Genomic DNA, 21,889 nt, shown 5'->3' with positions numbered 1-21,889 from the left:
GGCGAGCATGGAACCAGCCCCAGGCAGCATTTCGGTCATCATCCCGGCCAAGAACGAAGAAGCCGCCATCGGACAGGTCGTCGAAGGCGTACGCAAGCATCTGCCGGAAGCCGAGATCATCGTCGTCGACGATGGCTCCACCGACGAAACGGCAGAAATCGCCCAGAAAGCCGGCGCCACTGTGGAGCGCCACCCGCACGCACTCGGCAACGGTGCGGCCGTCAAACGCGGCGCCCGCAGAGCAACAGGAGAAATCCTGGTTTTCCTCGACGGCGACGGTCAGCACGACTCGACCGACATCCCGCGCCTGCTCGAAAAGCTTGACCAGGGCTTCGACATGGTCGTGGGCGCGCGTTCCAGCGCCAGCTCCCACGCCAACGCCGGACGCCTGATGGCCAACGGCATCTACAATCTCGTCGCCTCGATCGTCACCGGCCACACGATTCCAGATCTCACCTCTGGCTTTCGCGCCGTGCGCTCCAGAAAATTTCGGAAGTTCCTGTACCTGCTACCCAACGGATTTTCCTACCCGACCACCATCACCATGGCATTCATGCGTTCGGGCTTTCCAGTGGAATTCGTCGAGATCCAGACTGCTCAGCGTACGGGGAGGAGCCATATTCGCCCCATACGAGACGGCATACGATTTTTGCTGATCATTTTCAAAATCGCCACGCTCTATTCGCCTCTCAAGCTATTCCTTCCAGCCAGTGGGGTGTTCTTCCTGATCGGACTGGGATACTACATCTATACTTTCCTCGAGATGGGCCGCTTCACGAACATGACAGTACTCCTGATGAGCGCGGCCGTCATAATTTTCCTGATCGGCCTCATTTCCGAACAGATAACGACCTTGATCTACCAAGACCGACCTTGAACGAGCTCGCACGACGGAAACTTGCGACCTCACCATGAGCGGATATCCGAACACTCGCCAATGACTGCCAACACGGAAAGCGCTGAATTCGAAATCGACCTGATCCCAGGCGTGCTAAACCTCCGGTCAAATCGGCAGAGAATCCCTAACTTCCCGCTTGCCTGCAGTCGAATCAGCGAACTGCCGAAAATACGAGTGGAGGGTCGAGAGGCCGGGATCAACCTGGCTTATCAAGTCAGAACACCTCAGGATAACAAGCTGATTCCGGCTGGAAAACTATATCGACGTGATGCTAGGAATAAGATATCCATCGAGGTGCCGATCAGCCGGTTCGCAAAGATCGAGTGCAGTTATACGAACCAACCGGGACGCGCCACCCTCGAAGTCAACCCGACGTATCACAAGCTGGGTCGCATGACATTGGGGAATATGCATTCGGTGGGTTGGCTCCTCAGGGACCTCCTGAATATCCAACTCCTCCTAAAGCACTTTGCACTGCTGCATGCAGCAGCGATACAGAGTGACACGGCGTGCGTGGTCGCAGTCGGGCTCTCGAACACCGGCAAGTCGACTACTTCTTTTGACCTGACTCTGAACGGACCATGCAAACTTTTTGGCGACGACCTTGTGGCCACCGACGGGAGAAACATCTATGCTTGCCCCTATACGGCAACCAATGTATCTCCGAGCGAACTTTCCAGCCTGGGCTCGAGGGGCTCTCAATGGCTGTTCAGGAATATTCCCTTTTACGGCAACTTCGGCCCCACCAAACGCATCCCCATCTGTTCGCATGTCGGTGAGCAAAAAATGGCGCAACCCACGCAAGCCACCCACGTCGTCTTTCTGAGACGTTCGCCCACCTGTTCGACAAGACCAATCGAGTCGGACACAGCACACTCCCTACTGACGGCTTCCAACCGGACCGAGTTCACGTTCATGAACAGCCCCTTGTTTTGCGCATTCGACTACCTGCACGACACGAACCAGGTACGGGACGCTATCGATAACGAACGAGACACTTTCTCGCAATTGCTCGACAATACGGAATGCTTGCTGATCGAAGGGGACATGCCCTATTTCCGAAAAGTCGTCACATCCCTTGTCGACACGAAATAGCCCGAAGAACGCGATTCTTGATTGAGCCACACCCAATCTCGATTGGCATGACCCCCCCCAGAAAACTTGGGTACCTAGCCTGTATGTCAACGATCTCAAGGGAGCTTACTGAATGACAATCGCGCGGGAAGAAGCCGGAACCAGATCCAGCTATCCGCGCGGCAGATCCCTGCGAAGATGGCTTGGCACTAAAGAGCGGGCTGTTACCGTGGTTCTTGGCACCCGGGCGCAAACCATCAAGATGGCCCCCGTTCTCCGAAGTCTCGAAGCGCACGAGCACCCGTATCAGCTGGTTCTGACGGGCCAACACCAGATCACGATCCCCGAGATTCTTGCGGATTTCGAGATTGAAACGAAACCAACAGAACTCTTCCCGGGCACGGAAATCAGCGGAATCGGAAAAATGCTGCTCTGGCTACCGCAAGTCGTGCTTCGATTGTTCAGACTCAGGGACCGTATTCTTCGTGACAGATCGGGCAACCCGCACCTCGTGCTCGTCCATGGCGACACTGTTTCGACGCTGGCGGGAGCGATAGCCGGTCGACTGGCAGGGTGCCCGGTAGCACACATCGAAGCCGGCCTGCGGTCGTTCAAACTCACTGACCCCTTCCCAGAGGAGCTGACGCGGATTCTGGTCTCCCGCTTTACTCAGCTTCACTATGCACCCGGGTCCTGGGCGGCTGGCAATCTCCCTGGACAACGGGGCCTGCTAGTCGATACTCGGGAAAACACCCTGCTCGACTCGCTTCGCCATGCGCTTGCCAGCGCGGTTCTGATTCCAGACCCGCAACCTATCATGCCTTACTGCGTGGTATCCATCCACCGATTCGAGAACATCTTCTCACGCCAAAGAATGCGCTGGCTGGCGAAAGCCCTGGCCTGGATCGCCACAAAGGTCAACGTGGAATTCATTCTGCATCCGGCGACGGAAAAGCGGTTGGCACACTATGGGCTGCGGGATTCGATTGATTCGTTGCCTGGGATCCGCACTCGGAACCGGATGTCGTACATCCCGTTCGTCCAGCTCCTGAGAGGTGCCGCATTCGTCATAACGGACGGCGGAAGCAACCAGGAAGAGCTGCACTACCTTGGCAAACCGACCCTACTGCTGCGGGATACAACCGAAAGGCAAGAAGGGATCGGTGATCTCGCTCTGCTGTGCAGCTTCGACTTCAATGCTCTGAGGTCGTTCGTCTCACAAGCCTTGTCCGGCAATTCAGACCGTTTACGCATATCGAATTCACCTTCCCCGTCCGACTTCATCGTAGAGCACATCCGCAACGTCGGCCATAAGAGATGATCCGGAATCCATCCCAACGGACACAGGAGTTACTCGGTCTCATTCGGAGTCGAAGCGCATTCGTCAAGAAGCCCGAATTCAGGCGAGTCGCACTAGTCGTCGCTACGCTTCTATTTGCGGGCGGCCTCTGGCTGGCGCATAGGGCGCAACCGGGACTCTTTGATGACATTGCCATCGACGCCTGGTTGATGGTTGTCGGATTGGTCTTGGTCACGATATGCATGAACGCCCTCGTATTCCTGATCACAGCGCGTGTCGGTTCGGTTCGAATGAATACCGGACGCGCCCTGGTGGTCACGATCATGAGCACCGCAGCAAATCTCCTTCCGCTGCCAGGTGGCGCTGCCGTGCGGACAGTCGCGCTGGCCTCTGACGGGATCGGGTACAAGCGAGCCGTTGCGCTCACACTGCTGGTGGGAATGGCGTGGCTGGGAATCGCAGCAGCCATTGCATCGGCCGGCTTCTTTTTTCTTGAACTGCACTCCTACGGTTTCATCGCCGCTCTCCTGGCCTCCGTTGCCGCAACGATCGCCCTTTCGGGTTTAAGAGGTTTCAACAATTCAGGTGTCATTCATCTCGGCGCGTTGGCTTCCACCCAGTTCGGGCTCGCAATCACAGGTGGGTTGAGGCTCTATTTCTGCTTTCAGGCGCTCGGTGAAGTTGCAGCCTTCGATCAGATCCTCGTGCTCCTGTTCGCCCCGGTTGCCTCGGCTTTTGTTGGTATTGCACCGGCGGGATTGGGCTTGACGGAACTGACGGCCGCCGGGTTGGCAGCACTGGTCGGTGTGGCGCCAGCAGCGGCCTTCGTCGCCGCCGCCCTGAACCGGATCACCGGGCTGATGGTCATTACCCCCATCGCCCTACTGATGAATTTCTTGGTCAATCCCCAGGCGCTTTGGAACGATTCTCATGATCGCGGGACAGGGCAAGGGAAATGAAGAGGATGGATCCGGTCATCATAATCGGCGCGCCGCGCTCTGGCACTTCGCTTCTCCAGAAAATTGTTCGCGAATGCGATGGTTTCCGTTCGGTCGCCAAGGAATCAGATTTCATCTGGCAACCCTACACTCATCCGGAGAACAATGATTGGTCGTTCGAGGGATGGAACGGCCGCCAGATAACCCGAGAAGAGAAGGCCAGTTTTCATTTCCGCTTCGACGAATATGCCGTCCCGGCAAGCGTCTGGAGAAGGAGCAATGCAATCGGAGTCCAGAGACTCCAGAAATCGCGCCTGTTCCGTCCCGTCCTCAAGGCCGGCTACAAGGCCTTTGCTTCAGTCACCAACCGAATAAGGTCCGCTTCGAGTCACTCTGCCGAACCACTTCGAATCGTGGACAAATCCGTGCATGCACCATTATTCCTCGATCTGGTCCAGCAGGTTTTTCCGGATGCCCGATTCATTCACATTACCAGGCGCTCCGCCTCGGCCGTTCCGTCCATGATTTCCGGGTGGCTCAACCCGCAGCGATTTTTCACGTACGAACTTCCCGGCGGGCTGCAGATCCCCGACTATCCGTTCGATCAGTGGAACTTCGCACTGCCACGTGGCTGGGAGGAATTGCGCTCGCACCCTCTCGCCGAAGTCGTTTGCTTTCAGTGGATGGCTATTCAGCGGGCGACGCTCGGGCATTTTAGAAAGACAGGCGCGCCCCCCGTACTGAGAGTCAGCCTGGAAAGACTCGCCTTGAAGCCGGGCGAGGAATTCGAAAAGATCGCCAGATTCATCGATGGCCCTGATTCAAGCCGCCTCCAGCTAGGTTCAGCCGGGCTACCACGCGTCAACGCGCGTCCTGACTCAGAGCACCGTCGAATGGCCGATGAGATTGAGACACGGATGGCAAGGATCGACTCTTCATTGCGGGACCAGCTCAATGCCGTGGATCGGGAGCTCGGTTACACCTGATCCGGCTCGGCCCGGGCAAGGACCTCGCGCGAGATATCGCGAATGGTCGTCAACTCGACGCCTTCGGACTGACAGGCCTCAACGAGTGCTCGCAGGTAGCCCTGCCCCTCTCCACCGGCGAAACAGGGATGGTCGTAGAGAACGCAGGACGGCGCATCGATCCCACGAAGTTGCGCCAGGAAATTGCGAACCGTCTCCGCAACCGACTTTCCATCGGCGACCGCATTCTCGACGAATCCGACCCCGCCCGGCTCTCCTGCAAACTGAGTTGAAATCAGGGCGACGGGGCCTTTCTCCGATCGTGCAACCGCGTGCCCGTCCGGCGACCGGCGATCTGCCAAGGCATTGATCCCTATCCCCGCAAGCACCTCCGGCAGGGCCACCGGTCCGTTTCAGCCCGGAGAGGAAAAGCTCACCGGGGGGGGCAGATGCAACCGCCGGAAGGCATCCATCCCCCAATTGATCTCTGACTCGAGGCGCTCGCGCGACCACAATTGCGCATTTAGCTGCCACTGGGCGTGATTCCTGCCACCATGCAAGCCGATTTCATGCCCTGACTCAGCAGCCGCGAGCAGCTCCGAGACTCCGGCCAGCCTCCTAAGCTCCGGATTGAGCAGGGCGGTTCTCAGCCATTCGCGAACACCCAGTTTTCTCAGGGGCTTCAATTTGGGTGCGAAAGGCGCCGGCCGGTGGCGGCGCCTCATCAGGCTCGACCAGGACACCGCGCGCCCGGGATTGAAATAGAACGTGAACGGTACGCCAAGGCTCGTGGATAACCGGCGCAGGGCTGGAACGCCTTGCTGTAGGCATTTCGCCGTATCTATGTCGAATCGGAAGCAAATTTTCATCGGGGTATGTTTCCTAGACGCCAACAAGGCGCCGGGCTACTGTCCTCCCTCGCCGCACAGGATAATACTGTAACGCTAGGTGTGATCTATCAGTAGAACATAATCCGTGGGAAGCCGGGCAAGCCAAGGAGCAATCGAGACCGCGAGTTACAGAACTTTTCGATGGACTTTCCCTGAGGGCTGCACGCATGTCGCCACCAGGACAATTGCCGAGGTGCTGGATTTGCATGGGTAGTGCAACGATTCTTGCGCACTTTCTCGGAGGCGGCGGTTCCAGTCTGATTCTGAGGCAACCGATTGCTTCTCCGCTTCGTGTTGTTTGTGTGCTTTCACGGTGAGCTAGCGACGCATTCCCCACACGGTGCCCGCGACATGTCTGAGCTTGGCGGCACACAGCATCAGGCCTGACTCACCGTCAGGGAAAGCGCCAACCGCCTTTGTTCGTCGCCGGACATCTCGCATGATCTGTTCAAGCGGATTGTTGGTCCGGATCTAGCGCCAATGCGTTCACGGAAAGCTTTAGTAGGCCAGCGTCTCTCCGATACTGGTCTCGACCAGTTCAGCGGCCTTGACCAGTTTCATAATCCTTGAGCTTGTCAATCATTATCTGGGCCGTATCTAGGGCCACGGCATGATTCTCGGCGGCGCGGCGGTGAACCTAAGATTCCAGCGGGCCACCGCCGTGGATATGAAAAGACTCGACACCTTCCCAATCCGACGCATTGAGACCCTCCAAAGCCTCCAGAAGCAGGTCAATGCCCTTGTTCGGATGCCAGCGGCCAAGAAATGCCATTCGATATAGCGCGCTCTCGCGGGACGGTTGGGCCCTGGAGCGATCGATGGAGCGAGTGCTCGGCAGGAACTCGACATTTCGACCGGAGAGCGCGCTAGCGTCTTCGGCAAGGCGGATTCCGTCAGAACAAACGGTTTTCGAGTCCCGAAGCACGCGCCTGATCGCGCCTCGCACGAGGGGAATGCGCCCCTACGACCAGATGTCGCTTCCTAGCGCCCAAACCACATAGGTAACTTTTCAGTCATTGCCAATGACGAGCCCAATGGCCGCCGGGAAATGCCCAAAGCGCCAGAATCATTCGGGTTGGTCCTGCGGTGACGGCCGCCGAGGTTGCGGGTCTCCCAACGCGCATGACCTTGATAATTTGAACTAAATCTCGCGGAAACCACGGCTTTAGGGTCGACCGTGGCTGCCCAGGGACCTTGAATCGAAAAACCTTAAGATTTGCCCCAAACTCTTCCAATGAGGGAGCAGCGCCCGGCGCCACGACGTGGCAAGGAGCATTCCGTGCAATTTCCTCGGCCAGGTCAACGACAAAAGAGCCGGCGGCCTCGCTTCCATCACCCGAAGTTGGAAAAGACGTGGTCACAAGGACTATAGCTGCATTTTTGATGGGACAAGTGTCAGGCCTTGTAGTTTGCATCGTAAACCTTTGCGATCCTGCTCACCGTTGAACCACACTTCCTTCGGTCTCGCAGAACTTCTGTACTATAATTGAACAAAGCTGGAAGTGATGTAATCAGTCAAAGTAATTCCCCAAATTTCAAGGGCGGAGCGGTTCGCCAGGTGGTCCATCGCGGGCACTCGGTTGCCGAGGTATCGGGGCGGCTTGGCATGTCTTCCTACAGCCTGTATCAGTGAGTCAAGCCGGTCAAGCTGACAACACCGAGCAGCGGCCTCGGAACTGATCGAAGCCCGCAGCGAGGTTCTCAAGTTCCGTGACCAGCTGCGGCGCACGGAAGAAGATTGCGACATCGTTACAAGGATTGCGCGCTACTTTGCAATGCAGCCCGAGTATTTTACCAATTAATCTTCGAGCACCGCGACCAATACAGGGTGGCGACCATGTGTTGGGTGCTCAGGGTCTCGCGAAGCGGCTTCTACGCATAGGTCTACAAGCCACCACGGGACCAGACCAGCCAGGATCCGGGACTCACATCCGCCCAGGGTAGTCGTGTACACCATGCCGCGGGGGTTCGCCGATTGAGAGTAGCCATCGATAGCTGGGCTCGCTCCTCTAGTTTCGACGACTTTGAGATGCTCTACGATTACCCTCGTTAGAACAGTCCTATCGCCAAGAGCTGCATCGATGCCTTCGAACATGCCTCATCCTGAGGCCGGAAGCCTCTATGGGCGGGAGAATCCCGAAGATGTTTCTCCCACCACATCATGTGAGGCATTTCACAAAATCCGCCGCCACGAGGACAGCGTTTTGACCTATCTCGTCAAAAAGTGACATTTTTTGTCACCCCACCCCCGGAAATGTGGCCAATTCCCCTCATTAACTGCAGAATGAATTCATTCCGCAGCGAATATTCGGCCGGCCACTCAAGCTGTTGCCACAGTTGGCACGAGTTGTGCAACAATCATCCCTGAGAGGGAAAGATTCCCTTCGAACTGGTTCCCCAGCCAGATTTAACGTTGTACGACAGAGCAATACCTCTAAAGGAGCAAAAGATGAACACCATGCGCAAACAGTCAGGTTTCACGCTTATCGAACTGATGATCGTGATTGCCATTATCGCCATTCTGGCGGCAATCGCTATTCCGGCCTACCAGGATTACACCATTCGTAGTCAGGTGTCCGAAGGCGCCAACCTTGTCTCCTCAGCCAAGATGTCCGTGGCCCAGGTTTTTGACGAAACTGGCAATTTCCCGGGATCAAATGCATCGGCCGGTCTCCCTGCGTCCGGGAGTATCCAGGGTAATTACACTGCGTCAGTCGGCGTTGGCGCAAGTGGCGTCATCACCGTCACTTATGGCAATGATGCTAATCCAGCAATTGACACCCAATCCATTACCTTCACCCCGAACGATGAAGGTGGCTCAGTTTCGTGGACGTGCGCTGGCGACGGTGTTGACGACAAATATCTCCCGTCCGCTTGTCGGTAAGAATCAAGAAATCAACATATTGATTTACAGGGGCCTTTTCGGGCCCCTGTTTTTTTCTACGACCTAAATCTCTTAATGACAAGTTCGCGCCTCCACACGCTAACCCGTGTAAATTCAATTGCCGCCCTACTCATATTGCTTTTGCCCGCCTACCTGTGGTTGGCGTGGCCAGCCCTCTCAGGCCCTTTCATTTTCGATGATTTCACCAACCTGAAGAACCTGGGCGAACTAGGCGATCAGTTTACGCGCGAATCACTGGGCCGCTATCTGGCTGTCTGGCAGGGCAATCCGGGTCGGCCACTAGCAGCGCTGAGCTTTCTGATCGAGGACCATGCCTGGCCATCTGACCCTGAAGCTTTCAAGCGAAACAACCTGCTATTCCACCTACTAGTCGGTATCGGCGTATTTTCACTGTCTCGCTTGCTCTTTCGAATGCACGATCCGAGCGCCAGCCGGCAGCTCACTGAGACGGTTGCCCTCCTGGTCATGGCCGCCTGGCTGCTCCACCCTTACCAACTGTCGGCATCGATGCTGGTTGTGCAGCGAATGACGATACTTGCCAACGGTTTCATGGTTGGCGGGCTTCTACTCTATCTGACGTGTCTGACGCGACAGAGCAGCCGGTCAATGCTGCCGTTTTTTGGCGCCGTGACGGCGCTTTTCGTCTTCGGCGGGCTTGGTTTTCTCACAAAGGAAAACGGGTTGCTGATCTTTGCCTACGCAACTGCAATCAACCTGACACTTGCCCGATCGACCATCGCGCGACTTCACAGGAACCACCAGCTCGCAATCTGGACGGCTACGGCCGGGATGGCCGTTGCTATGGTGCTCGCGATGCTCTGGAATGTCCGGGATCCGTCCGAGGCCTATGCCACCCGGGACTTCACCTTGATGGAGCGGCTTTTCACGGAGGCGCGAGTTCTTTGGGACTATGTATTCAACATACTCCTTCCCAATATGAATACGAGCATCTTTCACGATGATTTCCCGATTTCCCGGAGCCTGATCGATCCTTGGACGACGGCCGTGGCTATCCCAGCACTACTGATCCTCCTGGCCGCGGCGATATTCCTGAGGAAAACTCGCCCCTACTTTGCCTTCGCCGTGCTGTGGTTCCTGGCCGGACACCTGATTGAATCCACGATCATCCCCCTCGAGCTGTATTTCGAGCACCGCAACTACCTCGCCATGTTCGGACCCTTCCTGGCGATCGTTGCCGGAATATTTCACTGCGGAAAACAGAATCGAAGATGGCTGCTGATCGGCCTGGCCGGCTGGTTATCGCTGTCAGCCTTCCTTACACACCAAACCGCAAGAACATGGGGAGACAGATTAGAACTGGCCGAAGTGTGGAAGCTATCGCACCCTGATTCGATGCGGGCTACGCAAAACCTTGCCGCCGCGTACGTGGAAATCGGTGACTACCTGACCGCGAGAAGAATCCTGTCGGAGGGAGCCCGGGACCTGCGGCAGTCCGGTGCGATGAGATATCAGCGGGTATTGCTAGACTGCCTCTACGGAGAGGCCAGCGCCGAGGACATCGACCAACTCATTCAGTTTTCAGACGAGACAAACTGGGGTCGGGTGATACCGGATGTCATCGCGGCCATGCGGGAACACATTGGTTCAGAGTATTGCGGCGAGGCGATTACCCCACAGAGATACGAGCAACTCGTTCTTCACCTCGTTCACAACCCTGAAATTGCCAAGCGAACCGATGCTGTGGGCTACCTCTACTATCAACTGGCGTTGATGTTTCTGGACATCGATAACCCCCGTCTGGCGCTGGATGCATTCAGAGAATCCTTCGAGGCCAGGCCGGATCCGCAGGTTGCGATCAACGAGGCGTTGTTCGCTGCCCGGGTCGGTGAGTTTGATCGAGCCAAAGAAGCGCTGCAGCTGGCTCGGGAGGCCCCCTATCCGGCTTTTAAGGACTGGCTCCATCCGGTCGAGACGCGGGTAGAGAGAGCGCGTGCGCAGATTGATCTGATCAAGGATGCGACGGCTTCCCATTAGAATGCGGGAAACCTTTGCAAAATCAGAGCTTGACAGCTAGGATTTGACCCAGACTCACGCAGACGCCGGCCTATGCCCGCCCAACCCGCCTCACTAATGCGACTGCCCACCCTCGGCCGCAAACTGGTCGAAGCCGGCCTGTTGACCGAAGACAAGGCCCTGCAGGTCGCCGAGAAGGCTACGGAGAAGGGGCGCACGTTCACCAGCCACATCGTCCGGGAAAAGGCCGTGGACGCCATGGGCTTCGCTCATCTGGCGGCCGAGGACTTTGGCATGCCTCTGGTCGACCTGGCGGCGGTCAACCTCAAGCACGCTCCGATGGACGCGGTCAGTGAAGACCTGGTGCGCAAGCACCTGATTTTGCCCATCATGAAGCGCGGCAAGCGGCTTTTCGTCGCCGTCGCCGACCCGGGCAACAAGGCGGGCATCGACGAGATCGCCTTTTCGACCGGTCTGGCCGTGGAAGCCATCCTGGCGCCCTACAGCGCCATCGAACCGGCCATGGACCGTGCGCTAGCCGGATCCGCGCAGGCCTTTACCGAGTTGACCGAGGACGAGGACGACCTCGACAACCTCAAGTTCGACTCCGGGGAGCAACAGGAGGAAGACAGCAGCGAAGCCGCGGGTGCCGACGAGGCGCCGGTGGTGCGCTTTGTCAACAAGGTGCTTGTGGACGCCATCCGTAAGGGCGCCTCGGACATCCATTTCGAACCCTACGAGGATGAATACCGGGTTCGTTTCCGCGTCGACGGCGTGCTGGTCACCCAGGTCCGCCCACCCAAGCGCATGGCGCCCCGGCTATCGGCGCGCCTGAAGGTGATGGCCAGCTTGGACATCGCCGAACGCCGCGTGCCGCAGGACGGGCGCATCAAACTCAACGTCTCCAAGGGCTCGGCCTACGATTTTCGTGTGTCAACCTGCCCCACGCTGTGGGGCGAGAAGATCGTGCTGCGTATCCTGGACTCATCTGGAGCCTTCCTGGGCCCGGAAAAGCTGGGTTTCGAGAAAGAGCAGCAGGAAAATTACCTTGCGGCCATCTCCAAGCCCTATGGCATGGTTCTGGTTACCGGCCCGACCGGCTCGGGCAAGACGGTCACCCTCTACACCGCCCTGGGCATCCTCAACGACGACGGCCGCAACATCTCCACGGTCGAGGACCCGGTGGAAATCCGCATGAAAGGCGTCAACCAGGTCCAGCAGAACGTCAAGCAGGGCCTGACCTTCGCGGCGGCATTGCGCTCGTTCCTGCGGCAGGATCCCGACATCATCATGGTCGGGGAAATCCGTGACCTGGAAACGGCCGAAATAGCGATCAAGGCCGCCCAGACCGGTCACCTGGTGCTCTCGACCCTGCATACCAACGACGCGCCGGCTTCCGTGGCCCGCCTGATGAACATGGGGGTGCCGAGCTACAACATCGTCTCGACCGTGCACTTGGTGCTGGCCCAGCGCCTGGCGCGCACGCTGCACTCGTGCAAGAAGCCCGAGGAGGTGCCCGACGACGCCCTGCTCAAGCTCGGATTTACCGAGGAAGAGGTGGGCGAAGGCATCAAGGTATTCCAGGCCGGCGGCTGCGACCAGTGCACTGGCGGCTACAAGGGCCGGTCGGGGGTATTCCAGGTTATGCCCATCTCGGAAGAGATGGAACAGATCATCCTGGAAGGCGGCGGCTCGCTAGAGCTGGAGAAGCAGTCCGCGAAGGACGGGGTCATCGACCTGCGACGGGCGGCGCTTAACAAGGTCAAGGACGGCAAGATCAGCCTGGCGGAAATGAACCGGGTAACCAAAGACTGAGTGCGCCTGGGGTTTCGGCTCTGGTATAGTCTGCGGTTATAGTGGCCCAGCCGAGGGGCGGCAGCCAAGCCAAAGTGACGTTTCCAAGGGGCTAACCGAAATCGAGGGATCGGTGCCGTGTGGGGCTACGAGTACGAAGAAGAGAAAAAACGGAAACGCAAAAAGGCCATCATTTCGCTGATTCCGGCGCTGATCGTCGTCGGTTTTCTCGCTTGGGGCTTGTCCATATTCTTCAGTATCAGCCTGGACGAGCGCAAACTCTTCGCGTCGGCGAGAACCGACGATATCGCCAAGGCGTATGAAGCAATCGAGGCCGGCGCTGACCCAAATGTTCAGGATCGGCAAGGTAGATCACCGCTACACGTAGCCGCCTGGCATGGTCAAACTTCGATAGCTCGCGTTCTTCTGACTTCTGGCGCCAACCCTAATGTGCGAGATGACGCGGTCGGCGAAACACCACTTCACACGGCCGTACGCGCCAATAATCCGGACATGGTAATCGTGCTGATTGCCGGCGGCGCGAGAACCAGCTTGCGGACGTTTAACGAAAGCGAGCCGGATGTGCGAGGTAACGTTCACCTGGCCGGCAGCACGCCCTATCAGATGGCCAAGGCATCGGACTTCAGAGAGGTTGCTCGTATATTCAAAGGCAGCTAGATTGATCACATCAATTTTCGGCTGCTTGAATTTAATGCATAAACTGCGCAAAATCACCGAAGCACAATCAATTTTGCACGCTGATCTTAATTGCTGCCGTGCAGGTCAATATCCAGGAGCTCGGCCAGATGGCAACAACCCAGGAACAGATGCAGACTTTCCTCTGGGAAGGGAAAGACAAGCGCGGTAAGAAACTCAAGGGCGAGCGGCTCGGCCGCAACGAGATGATCGTCAAGGCCGAGCTGCGACAGCAGGGGATCGTTCCCGGCCGGGTCAAGCGCAAGCCCAAACCGATGTTCGGCAGTGCCGGCAAGCGCATCAAACCGAAGGATATCGCGATTTTTACCCGCCAACTGGCGACGATGCTTTACTCGGGCATTCCGCTGGTCCAGGCCTTCGGCATCATCGGTCAGGCGTCCGAAAACCCGCGCATGAAGAAGTTGATCAACGATATCAAGAATGACGTGGAATCGGGCAGCACCCTGGCCGAAGCGCTGGGCAAGCACCACCTGTATTTCGATGATCTCTACGTCAACCTGGTCGAGGCCGGGGAGTCGGCTGGTGTGCTCGACCAGGTGCTGGACTCCATCGCCAATTACAAGGAACGTATGGAGACCATCAAGGGCAAGATCAAGAAGGCCCTGTTCTATCCAGCTGCCGTCATCGGGGTCGCAATCAGCGTGACTGCACTGCTGTTGGTGATGGTTATCCCGCAATTCGAGCAGATTTTTCAGAGCTTTGGAGCTGACCTTCCGGCGTTTACACGTATGGTTATCAGTATGTCGGAGTTTATGCAAGCCCGGGGCTGGCTACTCCTGGTCGCTTTCATTGGCGCCATTGTCGGCATTATCCAGCTACGAAAGCGAAACCAGAAATTCGCGCATTTCATGGACCGCATGTCGCTCAAGATTCCTGTTATCGGCATGGTGCTGGAAAAATCGGCGCTGGCCCGCTTTGCCAGCACGCTTTCGACGACCTTTGCCGCGGGCGTGCCGCTGGTCGAGGCGCTCAAGACCGTGGCCGGTTCGACGGGTAACGTGGTCTTCGAAGACGCCACCATGCAAATTCGGGAAGATGTCGCCACAGGCCACTCACTGCAGTTGGCCATGCAACAAACGGGCCTGTTTCCGCCCATGATGATCCAGATGACGGCCATCGGCGAGGAAGCCGGTTCGCTGGATGCCATGCTCGACAAGGTGGCCAACTTCTACGAGGAAGAGGTCAACAATACCGTCGATGCGCTCTCTAGTCTGCTCGAGCCGATCATTATCGTGTTCGTCGGCGTGATCGTTGGTGGGCTGGTCGTTGCCATGTACCTGCCGATCTTCCAGATGGCTGCGGTGATGTAAGGAAGATAGTGTTAAGTGTGAAGTGTTAAGTGTGAAGGGTTCGGGCGCCGGGGCGTTTGCTCCGGTGGCCAATGATAGAGGGTGATTTGGGTGGAATTTCTTGAAAGCTTGAATGCATTGCCGTCGGCGGTCCTTGCGACCGCCGTTTTCGTTTTCGGGCTGGTCGTGGGCAGCTTTTTGAACGTGGTGATTCTGCGCCTGCCGGCGCGGCTGTTTCACGACTGGCGCTGCCAGTGCCGCGAGCTGCTGGAGATCGACCAAGCCGAAGCGGCCCCGCCCGGGCTGGTCGTCCAGCGCTCGCGCTGCCCGAAGTGCGAAAAGGGCATTGCCTGGTACGACAATATTCCGGTCGTGAGCTGGTTGGTGCTGGGACGCAAGTGCCGGCACTGCGGGGAGGCGATTTCCTGGCGCTATCCGTTGGGCGAACTGGTCACGGCTATTCTCTCGGCGGCGGTGATCGTGCATTTCGGCGCCACGCCGGAGGGGCTGGCCGCGCTGGTATTCACCTGGATGCTGATCGTCGCCACCGGTATCGATTTCGACCACCAATTGCTGCCCGACCAGATCACCCTGCCCCTGATGTGGCTGGGCCTGGGGCTTAACCTGTGGCTGGGACTGTTCGCCAGCCTGGAAGATGCCCTGATCGGCGCCATGGCCGGTTACCTGTCGTTGTGGGCGGTGTTTCACCTGTTCCGGCTGCTGACCGGCAAGGAAGGCATGGGCTACGGCGATTTCAAGCTGCTGGCGGCCGTGGGCGCCTGGATGGGCTGGCAGGTGCTGCCGGTGGTCATCCTGCTGGCATCACTGGTGGGCGCGATCTCCGGCATCGCCATCATGATCGCCACGCGCCGGGGCAAGGAAGTGCCAATCGCCTTCGGGCCCTACCTGGCAGCCGCGGGCTGGATCGCCCTGCTGTGGGGCGAGCCAATTGTGGAGTTTTGGTTGTATTCCTGACGGGTTTGCTGGTTAGCTTGTTGGCTGGTTGGCTGGTTTTGATGCGTTACGGCTTCGCCTTCACGCATCCTGCGGCACTGTGGGGAGAGCCGATTGTGGCGACTGGAAATGGGCGATAACATAGGCTCACCATCAAGATCCGGAGGCCCCATGGCCACAGAACCACTTCATCGATTACGTTCCGAGGTTCTGGCGCTTTCCGAAGCCGATAGGGCAGAGTTGGCTCATGAGCTACTTCAAAGCCTGGATGCGCCCCGAGACAACGATGTCGAAGACGCTTGGGATCGAGAGATCACGCTTCGCATCAATGAAATCGAGCAGGGGCAGGCTGAATTGATTGACCGGGCTGAGTTCCGACGACGGCTACAAGCCAAAATCGAGAGCGCTTAGTGCCAAGAGTGCGTGTTCTCAGGCAGGCCAGCGAAGAAGTAGAGGCAGCTGCTGCCTGGTACGAAACTGAACGACGCGGCCTGGGAACCGATTTCATCGACGCTGTTGATGCTGGGCTTTACTTAATTGAGGAGGGGATTGTTCCACTCTCCCCCATGCCGGGCCGTGCCGGTTCGCAAGGTGCGAAACGACTAATTCTTCGGCGCTTTCCGTTTGACATTGTTGTCCTTGAAAGCGCTCTAGAAATTATTGTAGTTGCATTTGCGCACCACTCCAGAAAGCCGGGGTATTGGCGCAACCGGGTCAAGCGCTGAACTCAGAAATCCCAGTAGGATGCGTAGAGTGCAAGCGCAACGCATCTTTCCGGTTCACCAGAGGCATCTGACATGCGGGTAGGCATGGATTCGGCCATCCGCACTGATCAGTTGTGCATTTTCGTGTCGGGCCAGCGCCACGATGAGTCGATCAGCGGGATCCTGATGGAATTCTCCTGGCAAGTTCACAGAGTCAACTGCGACCTGACGGGTCACCGGCACCCATTCGACGCCCGAGATGCTGTCAACGGTATCGAGCCATTCATCCAGGTCCATGGTCAGGACCAACCGTTCCTTATCCAACAGCAGGGCGATTTCCCATGCCGTGATGGTAGAAATCATGACCGGCCGCTCCTCGGATAGTGCCTCGTCGATGGTGGCGGCAGCCCGGCTCGAGAGCTGGCTGTCGCCGTTGACCCACCAGATGAGGGCATGCGTATCGAGAACGATCAATTCAGCGCTTCCCAATGATCTTCGCCGACTGATTCGAATGGCTGCTCATATCGTTGGACCGAGCCGCGAAGTCGCTCGAGAGGATCTGGCTGGGAACGGGTGTACTTACGGACGATCAGTGCCGGACGCCCACGATCCGTAACGATCAGCGGCTCACCGGTCTTTTCGAGTCGGCGAAATATCTTCAGTGCTTGCGCCTTAAAGCGGGTTTTGGAAATCTCGGTTTTCATCGGCGCCTCCTGAAATGACCATTTCATTATAGTCATTCTATTCAAGGCTGCCAATGGAACAAGAGCTTGGCGAGCAGTCTGTCATCCCGGCCTTGAGCCGGGATCTCGCACAATTGACGATGCTGCTCAGCGAGGCCCTGCCCGCTGTAGAGCGCGGGGTCCCGGATATTTGCTGGCGCAAATTCCGGGACGACAGGCTATCGCGGGGCGCCGGGGCGACTATAAAGCCTTGATTGCCTCGTGCTTGTATGCTTTGTCATATAGTCGTACAATCGCATCCATGGTCAGACTCACCATCAATCTCTCCGAAGAGCGGCAGCGAGCCCTCAAGCAGGCGGCGGCTGAGCGCGGCAAGACAATGGGCGAGCTCGTAGAGGAAAGCCTCGAGTTCTACGGCGTCAAGACTCGACAGGAAGCCGCTGCGCTAATTCGCCAGGCGCGCGAGAATGCCGGCCTGGAAGAGGCGGAGGCAGTCGCGCTGGGCGTGGAGGCCACCCGGGCAGTCAGAGGCGACAGCGCCCAGCGCTGATGAGCGATGACCGGCGTCGCCGTCATCGATTCCAACGTACTGGTGGCGGGGCTTCTGACTCGTCGACCGGATTCACCGACTGCCAGAATCGTGGATGGCATGCTGACTGCTCGATTCAGGTTCGCGCTTTCGATGGAGCTTCTGGCGGAGTATCACCGCGTGCTGCGCTACCCCAAGGTCGCCCGACTACACGGCCTGTCCGATGCGGCAATCAACGACTTCCTTACAGAGCTGGCGCTTCCGGCCATCATGGTCGAACCCGGTCAATGCCAAGTCGACCTTGCCGATCCCGATGACGCGTTTCTGTTTCAGATGCTCATTGAGCTGCCCGAAGGTTTGCTTGTGACCGGCGATCAGCTCTTGCTGGAATGTGGGCCCGATTGGGCCCGGGTCGTGGAGCCGGTGCAATTCGTGGAGGAAGCCCTTCTGTCATCCCGGCCTTGAGCCGGGATCTCGCACGTTGGGCGCTGCCTTCAGAGAGGCCGTGCCCGCCGTAGCGTGCGGGGTCCCGGATACTTGCTGGCGCAAATTCCGGGACGACAGGCGCAGAGCATCTGGCCCGCGTTTCCCTGTCATCCCGGCCGGAGCGCAGCGTAGAGCCGGGATCTCGCACGCTCGGTGCCGGCACTGAGCAAGGCCGTGCTCCCCGAACCGTGCGGGGTCCCGGATATTTGCTGGCGCAAATTCCGGGACGACAGGGGTTTGGCGTACGGGGACGACAAGGGTTCGGGGTGCCGTAACGACAGATAGTCAGACGTTGAAGCGGAAGTGCATCACGTCGCCTTCGTGGACGATGTATTCCTTGCCTTCAAGGCGGAGCTTGCCGGCGGCCTTGGCGCCGGCTTCGCCGTTGCAGGCGATGTAGTCGTCGTAGGCGGTGACTTCAGCGCGAATGAAGCCTTTTTCGAAGTCGGTGTGGATGCGCCCGGCGGCCTGCGGGGCGGTCGAGCCCTTCCTGACCGTCCAGGCGCGCACTTCCTTCGGGCCCGCCGTAAAGAAGGTGAGCAGGTCCAATAGCGCGTAACCGGTGCGAATCAGGCGGTGCAGGCCCGGCTCGTCCTGGCCCAGGTCGGCCAGGAACTCGGCCTGTTCGTCCTCGTCGAGCTCGGCCAGCTCGGCTTCCATGGCGGCACACAGCACGACCACCTCGGCGTCTTCGGCCGCGGCATGTTCGCGCACCGCCCGGACGTGGTCGTTGTCCTCGCTCGAGCTGTCGTCGACATTGGCCACGTAAAGCACCGGTTTGCGGGTGATGAACTGCCAGGTGCGCAGCGTCTTTCGCTCGTCCTCATCCATTTCGAAAGTGCGCAGCGGACTGCCCTCCCCCAGGTGAGCGACGACGCGCTCGAGCAACGTTGCCTGGCGGATGGCCTCCTTGTCGCCCGACTTGGTCTGGCGGCTGATCTTGTCCAGCGCCTTTTCGGCCACGTCCAGATCGGCCAGGCACAGTTCGGTGTCGATGGTCTGGATATCGGAGACCGGATCGACACGGCCGGAAACGTGCGTGACGTCGTCATCCTCGAAGCAGCGCACGATGTGGGCGATGGCGTCGGTCTCGCGGATATGGGCCAGGAACTTGTTGCCCAGGCCCTCGCCCTTCGACGCCCCGGCCACCAGGCCGGCGATGTCGACGAACTGCATCATCGTCGGGATGACTTTCTCGGGCTTGACGATGGCCGAAAGCGCGTCCAGTCGCGGGTCGGGCACGGGCACCATGCCGACATTCGGCTCGATCGTGCAGAACGGATAGTTCTCGGCCTGGATGCCGGCCTTGGTCAGGCAGTTGAACAGGGTCGATTTGCCCACGTTGGGGAGGCCGACGATGCCGCATTTGAAGCCCATGACTTAAACTCGCTTTGCTCGGTTGGCTTGTTGGCTTGTTGGCTTGTTGGCTTGTTGGCTCGTTGGCTTGCATTGCTGGCTAATGCCGAACCAGCTAACCAGCAAACCAGCCAACTCATATCCTTGTGTGCAGCCTTTTCATGGCCTCGCCTGGGTTGCCCTCGAGCAGGTCCGGCAAGGCGTCTGCAGCGCGCTCTGCGGCGCTCTGGATGGCCTTTTCGTCCTCGGCGGGGGCGCGGCCCAGCACCCAGGGCGTGACGGCCTCCTTGATGCCGGGATGGCCGATGCCGATGCGCACGCGCCAGAAATTCTGGCTGCCCAGGTGGCTGAAGGTGCTTCTCAGGCCGTTATGACCACCGTGGCCGCCGCCCTGCTTGAGCTTGACGGTGCCGGGCGGCAGGTCGAGGTCATCGTAGGCCACGACCACGCGCTCGGGTTCAACTCCGAAGTAATCGGCCGCCGCGCGCACGGCCTGGCCCGACTCGTTCATGAAGGTATCCGGGCGCAGGAATACGCAGTCGGCCCCGGCAAACGGCGTCTTTGCCGCCTCGCCGTGCAGTTTCTTGTTGGGCTTGAGGCCCAGCGGCTGCTTGCGCTCCAGGGCGTCCAGAAACCAGAACCCGGCATTGTGCCGGGTTCTTTCGTACTTGGCGCCCGGGTTGCCCAGGCCGACGATCAGCCAGCGATCGCTCACTAGTGGTCCTTCAACCCGATAATTACGGATTCAGTTGGTCTGTCAGCGTTCATGGCAAGGCGCGGCTCGCAGGGAATGGCCGTAGCCCTTTCCAAGAGCCGGAACGCCGCCATGGACGCTGACAGACCAACCCTTCGGGCGCTCCTGTGGCGTCCCGCTGCGGCGTTGCCGCGCTTGCCAAGGGCGACGGCCATTACCTGCGCACGGCGCCTTGCAGCGAAACGCCACAAGAACGCTGAATTCGCAATTATCGGGCTGAAGGACCACAAACTCAGTCCTTCTTGGACTCGTCGTCGTCCTCGGACTTCTCGTCGCTGCCTTCTTCGCCTTCCTCGCCTTCGGCTTCTTCGCCCTCGGCGGCTTCGGCTTCTTCTTCGTCGCCGATGGTCTCGACTTCGCCGGCTTCACCCAGCGCGGCATCGGCCTCGGCGGCCATTTCACCCGTACCCTGGCCGGCACGGATGTAGAGCGCGGAAACCAGGGAGTAGTCGTGCTCTTCGCCTTCGTACTCGAGCACCGGCAGGATCACGCCTTCGGGCAGCTTGATGTCGCTGAGCATCACGCTCTCGCCCGGCTCGAGCTTCGACAGGTCGATCTCGATGTACTCGGGCAGGTTCTGCGGCAGGGCCTCGACTTCCACTTCGACCACCTGGTGGGAAATGACCACGCCGCCTTCCTTACCGGCCGGCGACTTCTCCTCGTTGGTGAAGTGCAGCGGGATGTGCATGCGGATTTCCTGATCCTCGGACACGCGCAGGAAATCGGCGTGCGTCAGCAGCGGCTTGAACGGATGGCGCTGCAGATCACGCAGGACGACGGCCTGCTTCTTCTTGCCGACGCTCAGCTCGAGGACTGAGGAGTGAAACGCCTCTTCCTCGGCTTCGTGCAGCAGGAAGTCGTGGTCGATGGTAATGCTGGCAGGATCTCGGTCACCGCCGTAAACCACGGCGGGGATCCGACCCGCACGGCGCAGGCGGCGGCTCGCACCTTTCCCCACGTCCGTACGCATTTCTGCCGGAATCTTGTATTTCTTCGACATGACAGTTGTCTCTTTATCAGGGTTGAAGAACCGGTAGCCCGCGACCAGGCCGCCGGAGCAAGCCCGCCATTGTAGCCGGTTTCACGTTTGTGGAAAAGTCCGAGGGGGTGGCGCCTGACGGCGATGGTTTGTTGGCTGGTTCGCTGGTTCGCTGGTTGGCTGGTTGGCTGGTTGGCTGGTTGGCTGGTTGGCTGGTTGGCTGGTTGGCTGGTTGGCTGGTTGGCTGGTTGGCTGGTTGGCTGGTTTGCTGGTTCGCTGGTTCGCTTGTTGGCTGGTTCGGCGCGTCTGGGTTTGTTGCTACTTGGTATTGAGGTAGCGCTGAAATGCACTGATCCGGCGCGCGGTTCCAATTGCCTGTTTTTGCAGGAATTCGAACTGATCGGTTTCGATCTGACCCGTATCCAGTGCGGCGTACAAGTGGGATTGCACCTCCGCACACGATCCGCGCGCAACACGGAGGAAATGCCTGAATTCATTGGGATTCTTTCGCTCAAACCCCTCGGCGATATTGGCCATCACCGAAACCGCCGATCGCTGCAGCTGATCCCGGAGACCGAAATCCCGGCTCAGGTCGGTATTCCGGGACTGTCCTGAGATTTGTGTAACTGCCCATTGATGTACTGTAAATCAGGAGTTTATCAATGGACGCAGTAGTGGATGAAAAAAGGCTCAAGGAGCT

General features: G+C 58.6%; 25 protein-coding genes. 16 read left to right on the top strand and 9 right to left on the bottom strand.

What is annotated here, in order from left to right:
• Positions 1-7 precede the first annotated feature (7 nt).
• The 5 genes from ACDC66_RS14690 to ACDC66_RS14670 all read left to right on the top strand — a co-directional run bounded on the left by ACDC66_RS14690 (position 8) and on the right by ACDC66_RS14670 (position 5,196).
• Complete coding sequence (locus ACDC66_RS14690; RefSeq protein WP_376697490.1) at positions 8-877, top strand: glycosyltransferase family 2 protein; 870 nt, start codon at positions 8-10, stop codon at positions 875-877.
• Positions 878-937: 60 nt separating this feature from the next.
• Positions 938-1,993: a hypothetical protein gene (locus ACDC66_RS14685; RefSeq protein WP_376697489.1), complete on the top strand. Its 1,056-nt coding sequence runs from the start codon at positions 938-940 to the stop codon at positions 1,991-1,993.
• 112 nt (positions 1,994-2,105) lie between these two features.
• Positions 2,106-3,293, top strand: coding sequence for a UDP-N-acetylglucosamine 2-epimerase (locus ACDC66_RS14680; RefSeq protein WP_376697488.1), 1,188 nt, complete (start codon positions 2,106-2,108; stop codon positions 3,291-3,293).
• 221 nt (positions 3,294-3,514) lie between these two features.
• A complete protein-coding gene (locus ACDC66_RS14675) occupies positions 3,515-4,231 on the top strand; it encodes a hypothetical protein (RefSeq protein ID WP_376697487.1) in 717 nt (238 codons plus the stop codon).
• Between the two features lie 5 nt (positions 4,232-4,236).
• A complete protein-coding gene (locus ACDC66_RS14670) occupies positions 4,237-5,196 on the top strand; it encodes a sulfotransferase (RefSeq protein ID WP_376697486.1) in 960 nt (319 codons plus the stop codon).
• Here the strand turns inward: ACDC66_RS14670 and ACDC66_RS14665 are convergent.
• The 3 genes from ACDC66_RS14665 to ACDC66_RS14655 form a co-directional block, all read right to left on the bottom strand.
• On the bottom strand, positions 5,187-5,537 hold the full coding sequence (locus ACDC66_RS14665) for a hypothetical protein (RefSeq protein WP_376697485.1): 351 nt from the start codon (positions 5,535-5,537) through the stop codon (positions 5,187-5,189). The genes ACDC66_RS14670 and ACDC66_RS14665 overlap by 10 nt on opposite strands.
• A 51-nt stretch (positions 5,538-5,588) precedes the next feature.
• The gene (locus tag ACDC66_RS14660; RefSeq protein ID WP_376697484.1) at positions 5,589-6,044 is read right to left on the bottom strand and encodes a polysaccharide deacetylase family protein; all 456 of its coding nucleotides are present in this window, start codon (positions 6,042-6,044) and stop codon (positions 5,589-5,591) included.
• Positions 6,045-6,383: 339 nt separating this feature from the next.
• Positions 6,384-6,536: a transposase gene (locus tag ACDC66_RS14655; RefSeq protein ID WP_376697509.1), complete on the bottom strand. Its 153-nt coding sequence runs from the start codon at positions 6,534-6,536 to the stop codon at positions 6,384-6,386.
• Positions 6,537-7,551: 1,015 nt separating this feature from the next.
• Here ACDC66_RS14655 and ACDC66_RS14650 point away from each other — a divergent pair.
• The 9 genes from ACDC66_RS14650 to ACDC66_RS14610 all read left to right on the top strand — a co-directional run bounded on the left by ACDC66_RS14650 (position 7,552) and on the right by ACDC66_RS14610 (position 16,423).
• On the top strand, positions 7,552-7,698 hold the full coding sequence (locus ACDC66_RS14650; protein WP_376697483.1) for a transposase: 147 nt from the start codon (positions 7,552-7,554) through the stop codon (positions 7,696-7,698).
• Positions 7,699-8,514: 816 nt separating this feature from the next.
• Positions 8,515-8,949, top strand: a complete 435-nt coding sequence (locus tag ACDC66_RS14645) for a pilin (RefSeq protein ID WP_376697482.1) — start codon at positions 8,515-8,517, stop codon at positions 8,947-8,949.
• A 141-nt stretch (positions 8,950-9,090) separates the two neighbouring features.
• Complete coding sequence (locus ACDC66_RS14640) at positions 9,091-10,965, top strand: hypothetical protein (protein WP_376697481.1); 1,875 nt, start codon at positions 9,091-9,093, stop codon at positions 10,963-10,965.
• Between the two features lie 96 nt (positions 10,966-11,061).
• Positions 11,062-12,759: a type IV-A pilus assembly ATPase PilB gene (gene pilB, locus ACDC66_RS14635; RefSeq protein ID WP_376697480.1), complete on the top strand. Its 1,698-nt coding sequence runs from the start codon at positions 11,062-11,064 to the stop codon at positions 12,757-12,759.
• Between the two features lie 117 nt (positions 12,760-12,876).
• Complete coding sequence (locus ACDC66_RS14630) at positions 12,877-13,416, top strand: ankyrin repeat domain-containing protein (RefSeq protein ID WP_376697479.1); 540 nt, start codon at positions 12,877-12,879, stop codon at positions 13,414-13,416.
• Positions 13,417-13,544: 128 nt separating this feature from the next.
• Positions 13,545-14,765, top strand: coding sequence for a type II secretion system F family protein (locus ACDC66_RS14625; RefSeq protein WP_376697478.1), 1,221 nt, complete (start codon positions 13,545-13,547; stop codon positions 14,763-14,765).
• A 108-nt stretch (positions 14,766-14,873) separates the two neighbouring features.
• Positions 14,874-15,719, top strand: a complete 846-nt coding sequence (locus ACDC66_RS14620; RefSeq protein WP_376697477.1) for a prepilin peptidase — start codon at positions 14,874-14,876, stop codon at positions 15,717-15,719.
• Between the two features lie 150 nt (positions 15,720-15,869).
• Complete coding sequence (locus tag ACDC66_RS14615; protein ID WP_376697476.1) at positions 15,870-16,109, top strand: addiction module protein; 240 nt, start codon at positions 15,870-15,872, stop codon at positions 16,107-16,109.
• Positions 16,109-16,423 (top strand): hypothetical protein, encoded by a 315-nt coding sequence (locus ACDC66_RS14610; RefSeq protein ID WP_376697475.1) that lies wholly within the window; start codon positions 16,109-16,111, stop codon positions 16,421-16,423. Before ACDC66_RS14615 ends, ACDC66_RS14610 begins: the two co-directional genes overlap by 1 nt.
• A gap of 54 nt (positions 16,424-16,477) precedes the next feature.
• On the opposite strand, the gene ACDC66_RS14605 is transcribed toward ACDC66_RS14610, so the two are convergent.
• Both ACDC66_RS14605 and ACDC66_RS14600 read right to left on the bottom strand, forming a co-directional pair.
• On the bottom strand, positions 16,478-16,876 hold the full coding sequence (locus ACDC66_RS14605; RefSeq protein ID WP_376697474.1) for a type II toxin-antitoxin system VapC family toxin: 399 nt from the start codon (positions 16,874-16,876) through the stop codon (positions 16,478-16,480).
• Positions 16,873-17,106 carry a type II toxin-antitoxin system Phd/YefM family antitoxin gene (locus ACDC66_RS14600; RefSeq protein WP_376697473.1) on the bottom strand — a complete coding sequence of 78 codons (234 nt, stop codon included), beginning with the start codon at positions 17,104-17,106 and terminating at the stop codon, positions 16,873-16,875. Before ACDC66_RS14600 ends, ACDC66_RS14605 begins: the two co-directional genes overlap by 4 nt.
• Before the next feature lie 280 nt (positions 17,107-17,386).
• Here ACDC66_RS14600 and ACDC66_RS14595 point away from each other — a divergent pair, with 280 nt between their 5' ends.
• Both ACDC66_RS14595 and ACDC66_RS14590 read left to right on the top strand, forming a co-directional pair.
• Positions 17,387-17,635, top strand: coding sequence for a ribbon-helix-helix domain-containing protein (locus ACDC66_RS14595; RefSeq protein WP_376697472.1), 249 nt, complete (start codon positions 17,387-17,389; stop codon positions 17,633-17,635).
• Positions 17,636-17,641: 6 nt separating this feature from the next.
• Positions 17,642-18,079: a putative toxin-antitoxin system toxin component, PIN family gene (locus ACDC66_RS14590; RefSeq protein WP_376697471.1), complete on the top strand. Its 438-nt coding sequence runs from the start codon at positions 17,642-17,644 to the stop codon at positions 18,077-18,079.
• Positions 18,080-18,385: 306 nt separating this feature from the next.
• Here the strand turns inward: ACDC66_RS14590 and ychF are convergent, their stop codons facing one another.
• The 4 genes from ychF to ACDC66_RS14565 form a co-directional block, all read right to left on the bottom strand.
• A complete protein-coding gene (ychF, locus tag ACDC66_RS14585; RefSeq protein ID WP_376697470.1) occupies positions 18,386-19,477 on the bottom strand; it encodes a redox-regulated ATPase YchF in 1,092 nt (363 codons plus the stop codon).
• Positions 19,478-19,592: 115 nt separating this feature from the next.
• Positions 19,593-20,171 carry an aminoacyl-tRNA hydrolase gene (pth, locus tag ACDC66_RS14580; RefSeq protein WP_376697469.1) on the bottom strand — a complete coding sequence of 193 codons (579 nt, stop codon included), beginning with the start codon at positions 20,169-20,171 and terminating at the stop codon, positions 19,593-19,595.
• A 271-nt stretch (positions 20,172-20,442) separates the two neighbouring features.
• Positions 20,443-21,210 carry a 50S ribosomal protein L25/general stress protein Ctc gene (locus ACDC66_RS14575; RefSeq protein WP_376697468.1) on the bottom strand — a complete coding sequence of 256 codons (768 nt, stop codon included), beginning with the start codon at positions 21,208-21,210 and terminating at the stop codon, positions 20,443-20,445.
• Between the two features lie 297 nt (positions 21,211-21,507).
• Entirely contained in the window at positions 21,508-21,750 is a 243-nt protein-coding gene (locus tag ACDC66_RS14565) for a four helix bundle protein (protein ID WP_376697508.1), read from the bottom strand.
• Between the last annotated feature and the right edge of the window lie 139 nt (positions 21,751-21,889).

Source organism: Wenzhouxiangella psychrophila, from assembly GCF_042310375.1.
Lineage (GTDB): Bacteria > Pseudomonadota > Gammaproteobacteria > Xanthomonadales > Wenzhouxiangellaceae > Wenzhouxiangella.
Note: the sequence above shows the minus strand (reverse complement) of the source record. Positions and strands in the feature narration are given on the sequence as shown.

What these genes read in the sequence shown, in the direction of transcription:
- ACDC66_RS14590 (WP_376697471.1), top strand. Translation starts at nt 17,642, where the DNA reads ATGACCGGCGTCGCCGTCATCGATTCCAACGTACTGGTGGCGGGGCTT.
- ACDC66_RS14600 (WP_376697473.1), bottom strand. Translation starts at nt 17,106, where the DNA reads ATGAAAACCGAGATTTCCAAAACCCGCTTTAAGGCGCAAGCACTGAAG.
- ACDC66_RS14645 (WP_376697482.1), top strand. Translation starts at nt 8,515, where the DNA reads ATGAACACCATGCGCAAACAGTCAGGTTTCACGCTTATCGAACTGATG.
- ACDC66_RS14685 (WP_376697489.1), top strand. Translation starts at nt 938, where the DNA reads ATGACTGCCAACACGGAAAGCGCTGAATTCGAAATCGACCTGATCCCA.
- ACDC66_RS14595 (WP_376697472.1), top strand. Translation starts at nt 17,387, where the DNA reads ATGGTCAGACTCACCATCAATCTCTCCGAAGAGCGGCAGCGAGCCCTC.
- ACDC66_RS14625 (WP_376697478.1), top strand. Translation starts at nt 13,545, where the DNA reads ATGGCAACAACCCAGGAACAGATGCAGACTTTCCTCTGGGAAGGGAAA.
- ACDC66_RS14670 (WP_376697486.1), top strand. Translation starts at nt 4,237, where the DNA reads ATGGATCCGGTCATCATAATCGGCGCGCCGCGCTCTGGCACTTCGCTT.
- pilB (WP_376697480.1), top strand. Translation starts at nt 11,062, where the DNA reads ATGCGACTGCCCACCCTCGGCCGCAAACTGGTCGAAGCCGGCCTGTTG.
- ACDC66_RS14680 (WP_376697488.1), top strand. Translation starts at nt 2,106, where the DNA reads ATGACAATCGCGCGGGAAGAAGCCGGAACCAGATCCAGCTATCCGCGC.
- ACDC66_RS14575 (WP_376697468.1), bottom strand. Translation starts at nt 21,210, where the DNA reads ATGTCGAAGAAATACAAGATTCCGGCAGAAATGCGTACGGACGTGGGG.
- ACDC66_RS14675 (WP_376697487.1), top strand. Translation starts at nt 3,515, where the DNA reads ATGAACGCCCTCGTATTCCTGATCACAGCGCGTGTCGGTTCGGTTCGA.
- ACDC66_RS14690 (WP_376697490.1), top strand. Translation starts at nt 8, where the DNA reads ATGGAACCAGCCCCAGGCAGCATTTCGGTCATCATCCCGGCCAAGAAC.
- ychF (WP_376697470.1), bottom strand. Translation starts at nt 19,477, where the DNA reads ATGGGCTTCAAATGCGGCATCGTCGGCCTCCCCAACGTGGGCAAATCG.
- ACDC66_RS14615 (WP_376697476.1), top strand. Translation starts at nt 15,870, where the DNA reads ATGGCCACAGAACCACTTCATCGATTACGTTCCGAGGTTCTGGCGCTT.
- ACDC66_RS14660 (WP_376697484.1), bottom strand. Translation starts at nt 6,044, where the DNA reads ATGAAAATTTGCTTCCGATTCGACATAGATACGGCGAAATGCCTACAG.